Genomic DNA, 17,318 nt, shown 5'->3' with positions numbered 1-17,318 from the left:
GAGATTGAGGCATTTTCAACTTGGAGGAAAAGAATGAAGGCGAGATTGACAGTTCCCGCACTCGCAGCATTGCTGTGCTGCGTTTCGGCGGAATCCCGGGCAAACGTGACCCTGTACGGCGTCGTGGATGCAGGCGTGAGCTTCACCAACAACCAGGTGGGCGGAGGCAGCGTGGTCAGGCAGACGTCGGGCAGCCTTTCCAGTTCGCGCTGGGGCGTACGTGGATCCGAGGACCTTGGCCAAGGCCTGAAAGCGGTGTTCGTGCTCGAAAGTGGCTTTGATGTCGACACTGGCAAATCAGCGCAGGGCGGACGGCTGTTCGGGCGATCGGCATATGTGGGGTTGGAGAGCCAATGGGGCAGCGTCCTGTTTGGGCGTCAGCAGAGCGCGTTGTTCGACATGATCGGCGCGTTCGACCCGATGGCGCTGTCGCCGAGGTGGTCCATCTTCAATCAGGATCTTGCCTTCGTCGCCCGGCCGGACAACACCGTGAAGTACGTGGGGAAGTTCGGTGGCTTGACGGCCACGGCGATGTACAGCTTTGGCGCGGAAAGCACAACGGTGGATGGCAGCGAGGTGCCTGGGAATGCCAAACTAGGTCGGGAGTTCGGCTTTCGCCTGAGCTACAACAATGGCCCGTTCAGCATTGGCACGGCCTATGACGAGGTCAACACCGGCACATTGACCACGAACCGCGACGCCACGTCGCGTCGGGCCACGCTGGCCGGTACCTATGCGCTCTCCACCCTCAAGGTGTTCGCCGGCTACCGATGGGCAAAGGCCTACGATGGAGCGATTCTCGTGGGCGCGCTGCCAGGTGTGTCGAATCAGGCGTCGAACCTGTGGTGGACTGGTGTGATGTGGCAGGCGGGGCCGGCGGTGACGCTTAGCGCGGCCGCTTATTACCAGGATTTCCGCAACACCGGTGGTGACCCGTGGCTGTTCGTCGCCACAGGCCGGTACGCATTCTCGAAGCGTACCGAGGCCTACCTGACGCTGGGCTACGCACTGAATCAGGAAAACTCGAACATGGGTCTTGGCAATGGCGCAGCCGGCTTCGGCCACACGCCGCCGGGCAGCAATCAGTTCGGCACGACCCTCGGGATCAAGCACATTTTCTGACATAGATCATTGTGTGGACGGGGCCTTCAATGAAATGGACTTGGTGCCCCGTCACCATTGCCAAATGGGATGTCGTTGTCCACGCGCAAATCATCGGGCAGGCCGGGTATCGCAGTCTGGAACCGGTTCGGAATCAGGGCAACGTGAGTGCGGCACGACGTGTCCTTCTGATTGGGAATCAATGGAATGGTCGCGGGATATCGAGCATTGACCGCGTAGAGAGGGGGCCGCAGTATGGTCGTTTCGACAGTTGAAACGACCGGAGCGACCGAAGCCGGCAGGAAGCCATGCTTGAACCGACGCACGAGAGCGAGCCTTTCTCGCGCACCACACCGGGCAGCCAGACATTGCTGCGCGGACTCAACTTACTGCGGGCATTCGTCAGCGGCGCGCCTGTGCTGAGCAACGCTCAGCTCGCCGAACGCAGTGGCCTGCCGAGGCCCACGGTCAGTCGCCTTACCCATTCGCTGGTGGAAGGCGGCTACCTCGAATACGACGGTGTGTCGAAGGGCTATCGCCTCGCGCCGGTATGCCTGAGCCTGGCGCGCTCGTTCCATATCGGACGCTCGGAGCTGGATGCCGTGTTGCCGCTGATGGGCCAGGTGGCGACGGCGGAGCAGATCAACGTCACGCTATCGGCAGCCGATGGGTTCTGGATGGTCTATCTCCACACGATTCGCAAGGGCCGTGGGCTGATGAGTCGTGCCGCAATGACCGGAACGCGATTCGGGATGGTAAGAAGCTCGACCGGGCACGCATATCTTGCTGGCCTGCCGGAATCGCGGCGGCAACTACTGATGGGCAGGCTGGCGAGCCACTACGGCGAGAAGTGGCCGAAGTACAAGGAGCGCATCGACACATCGAGGGCGAAGTACGCGAAGGACGGCTATTGCCGCTCGCGCGTCGTGCTCGGCATGGAGGGCATCGCGACTGCGGTGATGGGCCCGGATGGTGTGCTCTATACCCTGAGTGTCTCGTACGCGGTAGGGGACGATGACGATGGTCCGCTGGAGGCGCGATATGCGCCTGTGCTGCTCTCACTGCGTGACGCCATCGAGATTGCGTGGTCCGAGTTTGGCGGCGTGTAGGCGGGCGGTTCGTGGGTTCAGGAGCTCATCTGCTTCAGTTGCGGAATGAGTTCTCCAAGAAACTGGCGTGTCGCGAGCGTGGGGCGTCCCAGCCGACGCCGGATCAGCGAGATGCGATGCGCGTCGTGCGGAATATCGGCGATGGGTATCGTTCGCATTCCCCATTCCTCAGCGATGTCCGCCGCATAGGCCGGCGCAATCAACACACCCGCTCCTCGCTTGATCAAGCCAAGCACGCCGCGCCAGTTTGGCAGGCCGACTGGCCTGCATCAGGCGATCAAGCAGCATCGATGCCTGGTCCCCTGCCAACATATTCCATTCGATGATAAATCTATGAAGACAATTCGCTTGTTTGCATGAATGGATCGGAACAACATGGCGGTCATCAGACAGAGGAGACACTCATGAAGACACGTATTGCCGTCTTGTTGGCCGCCGTCATCGTTGCGCCACACGCTTTTGCCCAAGGCGACGGCTATCCGAACAAGCCGATCAAGCTGGTCGTTCCTTTCACGGCCGGCAGTGCTTCCGATACGGCGGCGCGCATTGTTGCCGAGGAGGTGCGTTCGTCGATTGGCACGATCGTCGTCGACAATCGGCCGGGCGCCAACGGCATCATCGGCTCGAACTATGTGGCAAAGTCGCCGGCGGATGGCTACACGCTGTTGTTGACAAGCAGTTCCACGCATTCCGGCATCGAAGCGTTGTTCAAACGTCCCGGCTACGACCCGATCAAGGACTTTGTTCATATCTCCCGCATCGCTACGATCCCCATGGTGCTGGTCACGCGTCCGGATGCGCCATACAAGACGGCAAAGGACATGGCCCTGTACGCGCAGAAGAACCATCTGCGTTATGGCTACGGCAGCGGCTCGGCGCAGATCGCGGCCGCCACGTTCTCGCAGATGGCGAACGTGCCATCCGACGCCATTCCCTACAAGAGTCAGCCTCCTGCGGTGACCGATCTGCTCGGTGGGCAGATCGACTACATGGTGGCGGATACATCGGTCGTCATGAGTTTCCTTCACGGTGGCAAGCTCGATGGCCTGGCCATCACGAGTCCCCGGCGTTTGCCTGAGCTTCCCAACGTGCCGACGATGGCGGAGGCTGGATACAAGAACTTCGACCTGGTCGTATGGGTGGGGCTGGCCGCGCCGGCTGGCACGCCGGCGGCCGTCGTGGAGAAATGGAACAAGGCCGTGAACGATGCCGTGGCACGTCCCCCCGTCGTGGAGAAGCTTGCGAAGCTCGGCATGGTTGCGGCGCCGGCCAGCACGCGTGACTTCGCGGCATTCACTGTCGCTCAGCGTGGCATCTGGACGTCCAGGGCCACCAAGGCGGGTGTGGAGCAGCAATGACGCATCGCGCACCGGATACGACGGGGCCGCTTGCGGGCGTCCGTGTGCTGGATCTGACGTCGGTCATCATGGGTCCCGTCTGCACGCAGATTCTGGCCGACTATGGGGCGACGGTCGTGAAGATCGAGCCGCCTGATGGTGACGTGATGCGCCATGCCGGCAACAAGCGTGCGCCTGGCATGGGAAGCATGTTCCTTCATGCGAACCAGGGAAAATCGTCGGTCGTCCTGGATCTCAAGCGAGAGGATGATGTCCGAACGCTCAGAGAGATGCTACCGGGCTTTGACGTGCTGGTGCACAACGTACGACCGCAAGCCATGCGCCGGTTAGGGCTCGATGAAGCGGCCGTGCGCGGCCTGAATCCGTCGATCATCTATGTTGAACTGACCGGGTATGCAGAAGGTGGGCCGCTGCACGGACGTGCGGCGTATGACGACGTCATTCAGGCGCAGACGGGGCTGGCCGAATTGTTTGCACGCCAGACGGGCGGCGCGCCTCAGTATGTGCCGACGCTGATTGCAGACAGGGTGACCGGCCTGACGGCCGCGCACGCCACCATTGCGGCACTGTTCGCGCGCAAGAGCACGGGGCGCGGTGATACGGTTCGCGTATCGATGTTCGAGACGATGGCGGCGTTCGTTCTTGCGGATCACCTCGGCGGAGCGTCGTTCGAACCTTCGACTGGCGCAATGGGATACAGCCGCCTGCTGACACCGCACAGGAAGCCATATCGAACGCGCGATGGCTACATCGCAGCGGTTGTCTACAACGACAAGCACTGGAAGTCGTTCTTCGAGGCGATTGATGATCTCGCGACGTTCGAGCGCGACAGCCGGTTTCAAACTGCGCCCGCGCGGGCCGAGAACTACGACGTCATCTATGGCCACCTCGCGCAGGTCATGCTGACGCGCACCACCGACGCGTGGGTGGCGCTGCTGGAAGCCGCGGATATTCCGTGCGCGCGTGTCAATCGCGTGGAAGACCTGCTGGAAGATGCGCAGCTTCGCTCGGTTGGCTTCTTTGATCAGCGCGACTTCGGCGATGGTGGTCAGCGGCGTATCGTTGCACGCTTTCGCTCGCCAGCCGCGCAAAATGATCTTGCAACGCCGGCGCCGAAGCTTGGTCAGCAGGCAGGGGAACTGGAAGAATGAATCAGGAAACGGTGAAAATGGTGAACACGGAAGAGATCAAACATCTGGCGCTCGATGTATCGGAGCAGGGCGTGGCGACGCTGCGCATCGCCAATGGCACCAGTCTGAATATTCTGGACTCGGACACGATCGTCGAATTCACGCAAACGCTGCGTCGGCTAGCTCGTCGCCCTGACGTCCGGGTACTGGTGTTGCGCGGGACGGGGGAGAAGGCATTTGTTGGTGGCGCGAACATCAAGGAGCTGGCCAGGCTCCAGCCGGAGACGGCGGTGGCGTTCATCACGCGGTTGCACGATCTGTGCGAGGCAGTCCGCGATTTCCCGGTGCCGACGATCGCCCGTTTGTCGGGCTGGTGCATGGGGGGCGGCATGGAGTTTGCCGCCGCTTGCGATATCCGCATCGCTGACGAGCATGCCAATTTCGCCATGCCGGAAGTCAGGATCGGCATCCCGTCGGTCATTCATGCAAACATCCTTTCTCGCCTGATCGGTGAGGGGAACACGCGCTGGATGTTGCTGACCGGATCGTCGATCAATGCTGCGCGCGCCCACGCTTGGGGATTTGTTCACGAGGTCGTTGCCAACGACGCGCTGGACGCCGCAGTCGCGCATACGGTATCCGAGATACTGGAGTGCGGGCCGGAAGCTGTGCGCGCGCAGAAGTTGCTGCTGCGCGCGTGGGAAGATCCTGCGATCGAGCGGGGGCTGAAGCACAGCATTGCCGTGTTTGGCGACGTCTACGCTGGGTCAGAACCGGATGCGTACATGGCGCGGTTTCTTGAGCGCAAGAAGAAAAGCTGACGGGCGCGGCGAGCGGTCATGTACCATCGAGCGCTCCGTCCAATTGCCAGCGCCATGAAGCCAGCGCCATGAACTTCACACTCAGGGAGTTCCGAGTATTCCGCGTCGTGTACGAACTCCGCAGTTTCAGCGGAGCTTCCCAGGCCGTTCACATGACGCAGTCGGCGGTGAGCAAGGTGTGCCAGGAGATGGAGGCCAAGGTCGGGCAGCGGCTCTTCGAACGGTCGACGCGCAAGGTGACACCAACCCAGTTGGCGCACCAGCTGTATGGCCATGTATGTGAAGTGCTCGGGACCATGGATGCCGCCGAGCGCAGTATGCAGAGCCTGCTGAACCTGGAAGCTGGCGAAGTCAGCGTCGCATCGTCGCCAATGATGTGCGTGGGATTGTTGCGTGGGGCGGTTTCGGCGTTCCACGAAGCCCATCCGGCGATCCGGATCGGCATGCATGAGTTGTCGACGGACGAGACGATCGAGTACGTGGTCAATGGAAAGGCCGACTTCGGACTGGTTTCGATGGAAGAAGCCCATCCCAAGCTCTCGATCGAGCACCTGTACAACGAATCCATGTTCGTGATCTGTGCCGGCGACCACGAACTGGCACGCAAGCGCAAGGTTAGCTGGGAGTTGCTTGCGGACTATCCGCAGATCTCCTTGCATTCAACGTTCAGCACACGGCGGACCATCGATCGCGTTTTTGCGTCGAGACACCTGACGTACTCGACATCCGTCGAGGTCGGGACGGTTCTGTCGGCCATCAGCTTTGCGAAGGCGCGGCTCGGGGTTACGGTGTTGCCCGGCTACGTTCGGGAGTTCGTATCGGAACTGGGCCTGGTAGCGAAGGCATTGCCCTGCGAGGGAGTCGAACACCCCATCTCACTCATTACACGCTGGAATGCGCGGCTTTCGACGCCAGCAGAATGTCTGCTTGACAGCGTCAGGAAGCGACTGGCCGCCGCACGAGCCTAGTTGCGTCAGAAGGCAGCGTCTCGATCCTGTCGTGTCCGAGGGCAACGCTCAGCATCGAACAATCAACTCGCACATCGCGTGGCGATAGTGGTAGTTCGGGCCGTTGTACGAGGTGTCGCGCTTGGAAGCCGTTTCAAAAAGATTCTGGAGTCGTTGCGGGGCCTTGCCGTACTACTTGTACTGTCTGCGGCCCCGCCCCGGGCTTTGCATGCCGATCTCGAACAGTCTCATGGATTCCAGAGGTGCGTCTGCTGCCCTTGCCTTGCTGGGTCCGCCTGTCAATACATGATTTAACGTAGGGGCGTGAAGCCGCATGGAAGGCAAAAATCAACGCTTTAATTCCCAATATGAACTGTACGCTCCCCGCCAACTGAATTCCCATCATCATTGACTAGCGAGAAGTGGATCCTTGCGTCATTGCTGACGCTGTCTTTTTGCGGGCTGAGATGGACGATGGTATTGGAGAAAGGCGCGATCATTTCCACGGGTGCCACTTGTGAGGCAGATCCAGTATCGACTTTAAGCGCCGAGATGGTTGCATAGTATGGCGTGGGATTTCTGATCTCCAAAAGGAACTCATCAGGAATTTTTGTCAAGGAAAACGCGAGGCGCTTCGGGAGTTCGTCTGATGGAAAAGGAAGTTTGCGAGGTCGAACGAAAACTTTGATCTGCGTCCGCATCGTTACAGTCACCAGCTGGCGCTCCGCAATAACGCTATTGGGCGTCGACGGTATCTCATAGATATTGAGCCAGAATAATGACTCGCGATCTTGCGGAAGCGCGGCACCGGAGTTTATTAGTCGGAGACTTGTCTGATCGCCGCGGCCGAGGCGGAATATTGGTGGAATTACGATTATCGGTGCGGTCGACTCTTGTGGCAGCGCGTCTATTCTGCCGTCGTCGACCCAGGCCTGAACAAGAACCGGATAATCATTGACATTAAATACCTGCAGAGACTGTTCAACAGCATCCGCCGCGTAAACAACCCGGGAGATTTCCGGTGTCACGCCAGCAGCTGCTTGCGGGCTCCATGTCTGCATAAGCATCGCGCTGAGGATAATTACCAGTCCAAGTGCGCGGAAACCGGAGAGAAGGCGCCAATCACTCCAGATTTTATTGATTCGGATTCCGCGGAACTCCGGTTTTTCGCGCCCTATCGGGGACATTGCTGATACACCTTGCAAGATAGGAATACTTATTAATCGTCGAGTCTGGATATGCGTAACATAGTCACTGGACTCGAACGACCACTTGGGCGGTCGCATTGAATCGGCCGGCGGTCACCGGTGTAACGCCGGGTGCGAACGCTTTGAGGGTTGCATTGAAGACGCGTGTATACGAAGTCATTCCGCCACTTGCAGGCCCGTTCGCCGTTGCGTCGTTTAGCACGGGGTCCCATCCGTCGATCGCACCTCCTGTCGTAACGTACTGATTTGTCAGGAAGTTCAATGGCGTGCCGTTTGGCCTGGACAGTGTCACGCCCACACCGGTCGCAACGCTCGGATCGATACCATAGCCATCGGAGAGTAGATAAGTGACGCCACTTCCCGCGGTTGTCAGGCCTGCTGCGATGGCGCTTTGCGCATTGGCGGGCTGGACGAGTACACCAAGAGCGGTCTGATTCGCGGCAGTTCCACTTATGAACGCAGACAGTCCGGAAGGTGTTGAGCTCTGGCACTGCATTTGTATAGTCACCGGCAGTTGTCTTGTGTTTCCCTGATTCAGTTCCCGGACAGATATTATTGGAAAACGTACTAAAGGCGTCGCGTTGGTTACCGCGCAGGTTGCAGCCCTTCTAACTATGACCGTCTGGTACGCATTGATTGCGCCTGGCCATGTGCTAGGCCAGCCTGAAAAGTTGGATGCGGAGTCGGCGCCTACAGCAAGGTTGCCTTTGATAACCGTCCCAGTGGCTCCCCCGACGAATGCGACATATCCTTGTGGCTGAGGTTGCGCCCAGGTACCTGTACCATTCGTAGCGCCAGACTGGCAAACCGTACACTGAAACATCTCCAGCCTGTATTGGCTGAAATTCTTTGCTTTGACGAGAATCCATCCCTGACTATCACGGTCCAGCCCGGTTAGGGGACGGGCTTTCCACGCCCGGCTGAGATAATCACCCGTAGTAATATTTGTTATCCGCGACACGACCCCCGTATAGTACGACCTGTAGGTTCCCGGGATACCAGATTGTGCACTTACGTCAGTGGCTCCCGCGTAAGAGGAATCGCCGTTTGTCGCATAGTACTCGTACAAGGTTCCATCTGCATCCGGAGAACATCGGAACAATACCTGCTCAGGGCTATAGCTTCCCACGCCACTTCCCCCGAGGTTATTGATTGACGAAACGCCGCTTCCGAGCAGCGTGCCATCTGGTACCAAAGCGGGTATGTTGACCGAGACGGTCATGGGATACGCGCCTTGCCCTGCCGTATCGACTGCGCCATTCCAATTCCTCGCAACAGTACCGGGATCGGTATAGAGGTAGGAGTTTGGACTCGTTGTCGTTGTCGTGATCGCCCAGCATCCTTTGGATGTCGACTGTGCTAACGCCAACATCGGTCCTGCTATGCCAACAATAAAGAGTAGCGCAGCAAGTGAAGGAATGAGACGCTCTTTCCCTAAACGAAGAATGAATATCTGCAAGCGGCGGATCATGGGTGGTTATTCCGAATTTCTGCCGGCTCCGGCAGGTGTATTTGCCATTGACATGTGCTCTTGAGCTCGTGCAGCAGTCTTGTCCGTATGAGCTGAACGGCATTTCCCCTCAAAACGCTGTATGACTTCCTTCGCATCCGCTGTCTTGAGGTCATAGCCGATGACGCACAGATCCTCCTTGCCTTCCCCCCATTTGACGGTCAGCGTGCCTTGGTCGTTTGGCACACGCGCATAGACCTGATTGCCTTGGCCAACGACGCCAATCGTCGTGCCAGAACTGTCGAGAACGGTGGCACCAAACGGCAATAGTTCTCCATCTGTACCCGTAGCGGTTATCAGCACCGCATGACCAGTGAGCGTCGAGAACTTGAGCAGGACAGAAGATCCGGCATATGGCGCGACCCTGACCTGGCTACCAGTTAGTTCTGCGTTTGGATTGATGCCCTTGGAATCGAGCGCCACATCGTTGTAGCGATAGGGCGTTAGCGAAGGCACGATTGCGAAGCCGAACCGGTTCACGAATGTCCCTGGAGCATTACGCACTGCCGCACCTTCCGCACCTTTTGCCTCGATGAGTCCGAAGGTATCGCTGAGATATCTCCCGAGCGTGACACCGCCTTCGTGCACAACCGCAGCGCCGCGTGCGTTCGCACCAGCCTGCCAATAGTTGTTGCCCTGCGAGTAGTTTGCACCGACTGTTACCGCCGACAGGTTCTTCTGCAGGTTGCCACTGAAGTTGCGCGATTCGTTTTGCGTCTGCCCGGCAACAGAGAATCCATAGCTAAGCGTCTGTGCCGTATCGGCGACGCCGCTTACGGATGTCTGATACGACACGCCTTGATCCGTGCTGTGCGCCACGCTGCCAGATACTGAAGCGGAGCGAGCTCCCAGATCGAGGGGTATGGAAACCGTAAACATCACGGCATTGGTCAACCTGGGCGGCGAACTTGGTAGCGGGGCGCCGCCAATCATGCCAGGAGCATTCCCACCGTAGAGCATGCCCGTTTGCTGACGGATTACCGATAAGTTGTAGCTGATGCGCCGATAATGGTTGTTGTAGCTGAGCTGGAATTGCGTATCCCGTGACCTTGAACTGTAATAGCTACTGGTCGAAGCGGATAAAGACAACGAGCCGAGTCCGTTGAGATTCTGATTGGCATTGACGGTAAATTGGTCCCGCTGACGATAGGTGCTGGAGATCCAATTGGCTCCGTTCTGCAAAGCTGCACGAGAGCTGATCGCATCGATAAAATCTCGATAACCATTTGTTGAATAGCGATAGCCTGCCAACGTGAACGTCGTCATTGTTTGCTGGATCGTATGACTGTAGTTGACAGAACTACGCCAGCCGTTCACGTTACCGCCCTGCGGTTCCTGCGCTCTCGACCACGCTGTGTTCACACCGAATGCTCCGACTTTCGTGCCAAACACGACTCCGCCAAGCACTGACTGATAGTCAGGTGAAATTCGCGCACCGCCGTTTGCCGTCAGTACATTCGTCAAACCGCGTTCATAAGTAACATCGGCAAATTTGGCGTTCGAGTCGGCTATCTGTCGTACCTGGCCAAGCGTCAGACTGTAGTGCGACAGGCCTGGGCGAAGCGAGTTCGGTACCGCCGAGAACGGCACAATGAACGTGGTGACCTCTCCGTTGGCTTCAAGAACCTGTACGGTCAGGTTCCCTTGGTAGCTTGTCGGATTGAGATCTTTGATGGAAAACGGACCCGGTGCCACCGTGGTCTGATAGATCGTTTGACCGTTCTGGCTGATTACGACGCGGGCGTTCGTATTTGCCACCCCATTGACCACAGGCGCATACCCTCGCATTGAATCCGACAACATGCGGTCGTCGCTTTCGATGTGCACGCCGGTGTATCCCACCGCGCTCAGGAGATTGCCCCCGGTGAAGCTCTGCCCAACGACAAGATTGCTGCGCAGCGAAACTAGCGGCCGCTCCGCATAAGTGCGGATATTGTTCCAATGAGAACGACTTTCCCCAAGCCCACTTGTATACGTGTAGGTCGATTGTTGGCGAAGACGCCAGAGTCCAACGTTCAGACCCGCATTGATGCCTGCGTAAGCGGAGTTTGACCGAGCGCCGTAGGCTGACGAGGTGTAATAGTTGGTGTCGTAGTTGACATATCCCATCGTCTGCCCGGCATTCAGATTGGCCGAGTCGACGAAACCGCGTGGCACTTGCTTCATCTGTGCTTGGGGGACGCCGATATCCAGGCGCAAGCGGGACAGGTCAAACGCAGTAGATGCCCCCGGCACGCGGCGCTCAAGCGGGACACAATTCTCGGCGTGAGGAACGGGTGCCAGAGTTTCCGGAGCGGGCGCGGCCCGCTTCCCCGTCGGGGCTAGCGACCGAGTCGACGTGCTGCCAGTTGCACTACCTTCATCAAGGAGTATGCCGCTGGAGGTCAGGAACTCGTCGTTCAAACAAGGGCCAACAACATCACCTTCCATGGCTCGGAAATCGACGGGCTTGCGTGCCGCGAAAGCACCATTGACGTAGATGTCGACCGGATAAATACCAGGCTCTACCGCACTTGCCTTGTTGAATCGTTCGATGTTGGCCACACCGAGCGATGAACCAAGAAGCAGTTTGCTGTCGAAGCTGTAGGCTAGCGTAGCGCCGCCAGACGCCTGCTTGTCAACGTTGATTGGAGCCGCCATAGCCTGAAGCGTTGATGCGGTAATGACTAGCGTACTCAGTATCACGGAAAGCAGAACAGTTCTGTTATGCCTCCAAATCACGGAACTACGAAAGCCACGGGTTCTCCCGTTAGTCATTTCAGTGCGCGCCTTGAACTGTTACCGGAAGCTCCGATTCACGAACTGCGCCGTAGTCATCGACATATTGCACTTTCGTATGGATGGGCGATTCGCCCGCAGGACAGCGTCCCTTCACGCTCCACTCCATGTCGGATTGGGGCGAGATCATGGCAGGGGAGAATGTCGCAACGTCTCCACCGCAAATCAAATTTCCGTTCGCGAGCGATATGTGGTAGCTCGATGCATTCTTTGCAATGATGCTTACATTGGCACCTTGCCGAACTATCTGAAAGCTGAGCTTTTCGATCGCTTTCTGAGGGCTTCCTTCGATACCAGACGGTCGGTAAAGTATCTTGATTCTGTTGCGTAGCATTACCAGCATTTGATTCTGGTTTGCATACGAAGAATTTAAGGAAGGAATTTCCAGGGTGTTAAGATAAAAGACAGATTCGCGGTCTTTAGGCAAATCCTTGCCCACATATAGCAGGCGAATTGTCTGGCCTGCAGTGGGTTCAATACGGAATACCGGCGGAGTGACAATAAAAGGTGCGTCAGCGGTCTTTGGAGTGGATTGCTCGTTTCCAGAGTCAACCCATACTTGCATCACGCTGGGGCTGCTTCCTTGATTGGTGAACTGCAGACTTTCTCCGGGCGACCGTCCGTCGTAGATCACGCGGGTGCCAGTCATGGTTACGCTGCCAATGGCGGAACCTGCTTGTAGCGCGAGCACGATGCTCAGTACGGCGCCTAGAACAGGCATGGGGTAACGCGAGGCCATTTCAACAACTCTCAGTTTTCTCCGCCCGAAGGCTCCTGGGCCTGTCCGAGAAGACAGACCCGGGAACTCCAGTCGTATTTACAGATAGCTCACTGCATACTGGACGCTACCCAGCACCGAACCGGCAGTTGCGCCGCCTGGCTCGGAGATGTACTGAACAGCGAAATCATGCGATGCCGACGTGGCGCCGACTGGCAGCGTGAGGCCGCTGGCTGCGTAGCCACCAGCATTGCCCAGGTTGAAGGGCACCGTCGGCGTCGCCGGATCAAGCAATTGCAGAGCGACATTCGTAGCTGTGCCGGTGTTGCCGAGGTTCCCGGCTGCCGTAACCTGGTTGCCCACGAAGACAGTCTTGATTGCTTGCGTGGTGGTTGTCGGCGCTACACAGCCGCTTACACCCACAGTGAAAGACGTCGTTCCTGCAGTCGCGCCCGCAGAAGTCAAAACCGTCGATGAGACGGCTGGCAACAGAACCGTAGGGTTGGCTGCGTTACCGTTGATCGTGACCTGGCAGGTCTGATCCGTAACTTCCCCTTGAAAGTTGATCGTATTCCCACTGGCCGCGTACGCCATGACCGGTGCGATGGATGCTGCAAGAATAATGAGATGCTTTTTCATGATCTAATTTCGTTTGTTAATTGATGGTAATCTCCACCTGGAAAGTGGTCGTTCTCTACTCCAGATCGTCCCTTTCGGACACGTTTTTGAGCTGAAACTGAATAACCAGATTTCTGCCGCGCGTCCCTAATCGGTTCTTTGCCAACATAATCTCCCGATCAAGATCTGCTCACATCGCACAACCACTTGATACGATAGTGGTATAAGAAGTTTTCTATTTATATAGAACGAGTTCTAAAAATAGATTCCCGGCACTGTCCAACGGTGCGCAAACCTGGGGGGAGGATCTCCGGCGTGTTTCAATGTGATGATTAGTTCGGAGTGGAGCGAGTCCTGCGAGGGGGAGTAAGACGTGGGCAGGATGATTCACTTTCGTTGCCGAGCGCGCGAGGATTACAACGGCCGCGACAATGTAGGGCAGGGTAGTGGCATAGGAGCGAGCTGAATCTTCCTGACTGCCGCTCAAGTCAAGGGAACGTCACCCTGGAACCATTCTTCGGTTTACTGATTTGCGCGGCACGCGCCATTTCCCGCGAGCGTCGCCAGGCGATCACGAGTATCTGTAGCGGCACTGAGTGCTGCGTCTCTCTCGGCGATTGCCACAGCCGCTGATTTCTTGTGCTGCTCGCTCTGGCGCGGGGGAGGGGTGGTGGTGATCAGCGCCGCAAACACTCCGGGCTTGTCAGCACTTCCGCCCTTTTTTCTTCGTTCTAGTCATAGAACGTAGTCGTATGCCTACCCGCTATCGTAAGTGGGGACTGTGCCCGCCGATTCGGGGGGGGGGCTCCACAGGCGTACGAGCCCATGGAGATACAAGCGTTCCTCGGTCGCTCTCCGGCTGAGTATTTCCTTCGGATCTACACAGCATTTGGCTGAATTTTCGCTGAGTGCTGGCGCTCGCCTGGATCAGGCTTCGGCTGCGTTCGTTTCTTTTCAGGAAATCTTCATCTAACCGCACTCATATACCATAAACATTGTTATGCGCCATTTTTATTTAATCTGATGATGATGGGATGGTAGATCATATTTTATAGATTTTATCGATAAATATATGATCTGGAGTCCAAGTTGTGGTGTTCAGCATGTTTGTAAATGCTAGTGCCCACTCTAAAAATAGAATCTATTCTATATCCGGCGCAAAAAAATCGATTTAATTTGCCACCGTGGGTCGGCAGATTGACGGCTGATTCGCTGACCATTCCCGTAATGGGTTGATCCCGTCTGCCGGACTTCCGCCCCAGGCTGTTGCTCCCCGTGACAGCCTGGGTTTTTTATCGAGCAACGGGAGCGCAATGAGGGCTCGGTTGGTGTGCGTCAATCTTGCGAACTCGGGCCACGCGCTGCCGGTGCCGCGTGTGGTAGCGGCCTTGCGCAGCTTTTGCAGTTGCTGCCGCAGTTATGGGCGTAGCCAGCGTCTGCGCCTGGCTGTGGGCATGAACGCGTTCCTGGTAAAGCCGGCGACATTGGCATCGCTATGGCAGGCGATCGAGACCGCATTGCAAGGAGGCCCGGAAGCGCCGTTGCCCAAGACGTAAATTTCGTCTCCGGAAGCATCATCGGCCGATCGGACGTCGGAATCCGGGGAGTTCTGTCCGGAATGTATCGATACCGTCGGGCTGCGGTCCCAACTGGTGCCCATGTTGGCAGAGCGCGACGTGCGCGAGATCTTCTCGCGATCCCTGGCACAGGATCGCGACGCCTTGCATGCGCAGCTGGCGGCGCCGACGCCTGCAGGGCTGAGCAAGCGGTGTCATCGTGCCGGCGGAGCGATTTCCGTGATGGAGCAGCCATACCTGCGCGGGTTGCTCAATCGGATGGTCGATCTGCTGGAGACCGGCTCTCCGGCTCAAATCCAGTCGGCGGGTGCTTCGCTGTCGGCGATGTATGACTACCTGATTGATTGGCTGGAGAAGTTGGATGTTGCGTGACTGGTGTGCGACGGACCGGGGGCGACTGTGGAGCCAGTCGTGAAGATGGCGCGCCCCACGGGGGGGCGTCGGCAAAAGACTGTCAATGGATGCTCGGCCATGCTCACCTGGAACGAAGTAGGACGTTGAAGCCGCGGCGTCAGTCGGCCTTCGGTCGCCGTACGGCGAAGTCGGTGACAAATGCCACCGCCATGGCCACTGCGCCGCACATGAAGATCAGTCTGTAGTTCTCATGCGATTGCGCGAACAGATACGCATAGCCGTAGCCACCCAGCGCCTGACATAGCGCGAACGCTATGGTGGCACGGCTCCATGCGGCGCGCTGGGCCGTGGCGTCGTGGGGCAACATCTCCTGCACTCGGCCCAAGACAAGCGGCACAATGCCTGGCGTGAAGGTGCCGAGGACGATGGTCGATAGCCACAGGGCTACCGTGTGGTGGGAGGCGGCCAGCAGTCCCACGGCCAGGCCTTGCAGCAACATCGCAAGCCGATAGGCGTTCCTGAATCCGAGCTTGCCACCTATGGCGCCCGCGAGCAGTGGGCCTGCGATAGCTGCGACGCCATAGAGTACCCAGTACCCCGCGCCGGCCGATGCACCCTGACCAAGACCGCGCGCGACGTAGTCGACCAACAGCACCATGGCAGGCACCAATCCCAGCGCGTTTGCGGCGTACTGGAAGTACAACACGCGCAATGCTGGATGGCTGGAACCCTGTGCATGGTCGGCGGGGCGGTGGCCTGCCGCAGTTGGTGCTGGCATGCCGGTTGGCACATCGGCTGAGGGCCACCCCTTCCAGCTGACAGCAGTCAGAAGCAATGACACGGCACCAAGTCCAAGCCACGTCTGTCCCAGCCCAAGCTTGAGCAACTCTGGTACCAGCGTGCCCGATGCTGCAATACCCAGTCCAAGCCCCAGGAAGATCATCCCGCTAACGAAGGCTCGCCGGCCCGGCGGCATATGCGGCAGGATCGCAGTAGCCACGAGCACCATGATGGCGCCGCCCGTCAGGCCAGAAAGAAAGCGCCAGAGGAAGAACCAGCTTACCGACACGGGTACTGCGCACGCAAAGAATGCCGCGGTGGCCAGCACCATCAGCAGACGTAAAGCATGGCGGTTCGACAGCCGGGTCGCCAGTGGGCGGCCAATCACAGCGCCAGCGAGGTACCCGGCGAAGTTTGCGGCGCCGAGTGCCACGGTGTCTGCGGCGCTGAACCAGTGGGCCTGGATCAACGAGGGAATCAGCGGCGTATAGGCGAAGCGGGCAAGACCTATAGCGACAAGGCTTGCGCAGAGTCCGGCCAGCGCCGCGTGGAGCGCACGCGCATCCAGCGCACGGTCCGTGGTGCCTGGGACTGGCGTGGTGACAGTGTTCTGTGACATGGGGTGATACCTCTGGGCGAGCGCCGCCCCACGCAGGCGGCAGCCGCGCGTAGAGGCGAAGCGTTATTCAGGGAGAAGTCAGGTCGTGCCGCGCGGCTTGCGTCCGAGCAGAGCCAGTACGGGTCTGACGGATGCCTCAAGCAGTGCGCGATCCGGCATGACGCGAGACATCACGCGCAAGCCGATCTGTACCGACAACAGCGTGGCCGCAACGTCCCTGGCAGTGAGTGTCGGGTCGACAGTCCCGTCGGCCTGGCCCGCGCGAATGGTGCGTTCGAAGAAGTGACCGAGTGTAGTCAGCTCCTCTGCAACGATCGCCGCCAGTTCAGGGTCGTCAGCCGATGCGTCGAGCGCCGTATTGATCAGCATGCATCCACGATGCAGCGGATCGGAGGCGCCACGTTCGATGCTTTCGGCAAAGAATGCTTCTAGCGCCTGGGCCGGGGGAAGGGTGCTTTCCAGTCGCGCAATCCGTTCGCGGAGCGTGTGGTTCAGGTAGTCCTCAAGCGCCTGCAGGAACAGTGTGCGTTTGTCGCCAAAGGCGTTGTAGAGGCTAGGTTGAGTCAGTCCCATCGCCTGCGTAAGTTCGCGGGTCGACGTGGCGTTGTAGCCCTTGGCCCAGAACGCGTCCTGCGCGGCGGAAAGTGCGGTTTGGGCGTCAAATTGGCGGGGTCGTGCCATGGCAGCAGA

At 58.5% G+C, this 17,318-nt stretch carries 16 protein-coding genes; 8 read left to right on the top strand and 8 right to left on the bottom strand.

Annotated elements, in window-relative coordinates; translation table 11 throughout:
- Nucleotides 1-33: 33 nt before the first annotated feature.
- Both D769_RS30025 and D769_RS30020 read left to right on the top strand, forming a co-directional pair.
- Nucleotides 34-1,122, top strand: coding sequence for a porin (locus tag D769_RS30025; RefSeq protein ID WP_035883284.1), 1,089 nt, complete (start codon nucleotides 34-36; stop codon nucleotides 1,120-1,122).
- A gap of 287 nt (nucleotides 1,123-1,409) precedes the next feature.
- Entirely contained in the window at nucleotides 1,410-2,210 is an 801-nt protein-coding gene (locus D769_RS30020) for a helix-turn-helix domain-containing protein (RefSeq protein ID WP_008652446.1), read from the top strand.
- 17 nt (nucleotides 2,211-2,227) lie between these two features.
- Here D769_RS30020 and D769_RS32875 read toward each other — a convergent pair whose 3' ends face one another.
- The gene (locus D769_RS32875; protein ID WP_156149777.1) at nucleotides 2,228-2,368 is read right to left on the bottom strand and encodes a hypothetical protein; all 141 of its coding nucleotides are present in this window, start codon (nucleotides 2,366-2,368) and stop codon (nucleotides 2,228-2,230) included.
- Between the two features lie 246 nt (nucleotides 2,369-2,614).
- Between D769_RS32875 and D769_RS30010 the strand changes: the two genes are divergently transcribed.
- The 4 genes from D769_RS30010 (at nucleotide 2,615) to D769_RS29995 (ending at nucleotide 6,487) form a co-directional block, all read left to right on the top strand.
- A complete protein-coding gene (locus D769_RS30010) occupies nucleotides 2,615-3,568 on the top strand; it encodes a tripartite tricarboxylate transporter substrate binding protein (RefSeq protein ID WP_008652443.1) in 954 nt (317 codons plus the stop codon).
- Complete coding sequence (locus D769_RS30005) at nucleotides 3,565-4,719, top strand: CoA transferase (RefSeq protein ID WP_008652442.1); 1,155 nt, start codon at nucleotides 3,565-3,567, stop codon at nucleotides 4,717-4,719. The genes D769_RS30010 and D769_RS30005 overlap by 4 nt, the downstream gene beginning before the upstream one ends.
- Nucleotides 4,720-4,736: 17 nt before the next feature.
- Nucleotides 4,737-5,519, top strand: a complete 783-nt coding sequence (locus D769_RS30000) for an enoyl-CoA hydratase (RefSeq protein ID WP_052018200.1) — start codon at nucleotides 4,737-4,739, stop codon at nucleotides 5,517-5,519.
- A 68-nt stretch (nucleotides 5,520-5,587) separates the two neighbouring features.
- Nucleotides 5,588-6,487, top strand: a complete 900-nt coding sequence (locus D769_RS29995) for a LysR family transcriptional regulator (RefSeq protein WP_040011349.1) — start codon at nucleotides 5,588-5,590, stop codon at nucleotides 6,485-6,487.
- 335 nt (nucleotides 6,488-6,822) lie between these two features.
- Here D769_RS29995 and D769_RS31600 read toward each other — a convergent pair whose 3' ends face one another.
- The 5 genes from D769_RS31600 to D769_RS29985 all read right to left on the bottom strand — a co-directional run bounded on the left by D769_RS31600 (nucleotide 6,823) and on the right by D769_RS29985 (nucleotide 13,319).
- Complete coding sequence (locus tag D769_RS31600) at nucleotides 6,823-7,653, bottom strand: molecular chaperone (RefSeq protein ID WP_008652436.1); 831 nt, start codon at nucleotides 7,651-7,653, stop codon at nucleotides 6,823-6,825.
- Nucleotides 7,654-7,717: 64 nt separating this feature from the next.
- Nucleotides 7,718-9,145: a fimbrial protein gene (locus D769_RS31595; RefSeq protein WP_008652434.1), complete on the bottom strand. Its 1,428-nt coding sequence runs from the start codon at nucleotides 9,143-9,145 to the stop codon at nucleotides 7,718-7,720.
- 6 nt (nucleotides 9,146-9,151) lie between these two features.
- Nucleotides 9,152-11,824 (bottom strand): fimbria/pilus outer membrane usher protein, encoded by a 2,673-nt coding sequence (locus D769_RS29990; protein ID WP_234819013.1) that lies wholly within the window; start codon nucleotides 11,822-11,824, stop codon nucleotides 9,152-9,154.
- Between the two features lie 118 nt (nucleotides 11,825-11,942).
- The gene (locus D769_RS31590) at nucleotides 11,943-12,701 is read right to left on the bottom strand and encodes a molecular chaperone (protein WP_008652418.1); all 759 of its coding nucleotides are present in this window, start codon (nucleotides 12,699-12,701) and stop codon (nucleotides 11,943-11,945) included.
- Between the two features lie 78 nt (nucleotides 12,702-12,779).
- Nucleotides 12,780-13,319: a fimbrial protein gene (locus D769_RS29985; RefSeq protein WP_008652416.1), complete on the bottom strand. Its 540-nt coding sequence runs from the start codon at nucleotides 13,317-13,319 to the stop codon at nucleotides 12,780-12,782.
- A 1,292-nt stretch (nucleotides 13,320-14,611) separates the two neighbouring features.
- On the opposite strand from D769_RS29985, the gene D769_RS32120 reads away from it, so the two are divergent.
- The gene (locus D769_RS32120; RefSeq protein WP_152415115.1) at nucleotides 14,612-14,854 is read left to right on the top strand and encodes a hypothetical protein; all 243 of its coding nucleotides are present in this window, start codon (nucleotides 14,612-14,614) and stop codon (nucleotides 14,852-14,854) included.
- Nucleotides 14,855-14,974: 120 nt separating this feature from the next.
- A complete protein-coding gene (locus D769_RS29980; protein ID WP_152415114.1) occupies nucleotides 14,975-15,247 on the top strand; it encodes a hypothetical protein in 273 nt (90 codons plus the stop codon).
- Nucleotides 15,248-15,386: 139 nt separating this feature from the next.
- Here D769_RS29980 and D769_RS29975 read toward each other — a convergent pair whose 3' ends face one another.
- Nucleotides 15,387-16,628, bottom strand: coding sequence for a YbfB/YjiJ family MFS transporter (locus D769_RS29975; RefSeq protein WP_008652410.1), 1,242 nt, complete (start codon nucleotides 16,626-16,628; stop codon nucleotides 15,387-15,389).
- Nucleotides 16,629-16,706: 78 nt separating this feature from the next.
- Entirely contained in the window at nucleotides 16,707-17,309 is a 603-nt protein-coding gene (locus D769_RS29970) for a TetR/AcrR family transcriptional regulator (RefSeq protein WP_008652408.1), read from the bottom strand.
- Between the last annotated feature and the right edge of the window lie 9 nt (nucleotides 17,310-17,318).

This window comes from Cupriavidus sp. HMR-1 (genome assembly GCF_000319775.1).
GTDB classification, from domain to species: Bacteria; Pseudomonadota; Gammaproteobacteria; order Burkholderiales; family Burkholderiaceae; genus Cupriavidus; species Cupriavidus metallidurans.
This window is presented reverse-complemented; position numbering and strand designations above follow the sequence as displayed.